Source organism: Pelagibacterium lacus, from assembly GCF_003345525.1.
Taxonomy (GTDB): domain Bacteria; phylum Pseudomonadota; class Alphaproteobacteria; order Rhizobiales; family Devosiaceae; genus Pelagibacterium; species Pelagibacterium lacus.
Window position 1 is genome coordinate 1 of sequence record NZ_QQNH01000085.1, and the last position, 506, is coordinate 506.

Genomic DNA, 506 nt, shown 5'->3' on the forward strand with positions numbered 1-506 from the left:
GGTGCTGGAGCGGGTGATCGGCGACTGGACCAAGACGCGGGCCTGACCCGGCGGGCGAGGGGGCAAAGGCCCCCTCGCCAGCGTCAGAGCCGCCGCAGCCAGGGGATGTTGGGCGCTATGGCGTAGTTGAGCTGGAGCAGCACGATGAAGGCGATGCTCCAGGTGGTGCCGAACACGCAGAGCGCCGCGCCGACGGCGTAGAGGGTCTGGGCGATGACGATGCGACGGCGCATGGCCGAGGCCACCTCCGTCGGCACGTCGGCCCGCACCAGCCCGGCCGCGCGGGCGTAGGTCCAGCTGGCGAACAGGGTCGCGCCCAGCAGCACGATGTTCAGCCAGTAGACGACCAGCGCCAGACGGAAGGTGATGAACTCGGCCAGCAGCGAGGTCGAGAACGGCATCAGCGACACCACCGCCAGGAAGGCCAGGTGGATCCAGGCCAGGTTGCGGTCGGCGCGCTCGAAGTGGTTGAGCTGGGTCTGCTGGCCGACCCAGAATATGCCCAG

Annotated in this window: 1 protein-coding gene; it reads right to left on the reverse strand. The window is 69.4% G+C overall.

Annotated elements, in window-relative coordinates; all coding sequences use genetic code 11:
- Positions 1 to 83 precede the first annotated feature (83 nt).
- Positions 84 to 506 (reverse strand): TMEM175 family protein (locus DVH29_RS16460; protein ID WP_158541715.1); only part of this gene is annotated, 423 nt, incomplete at its 5' end.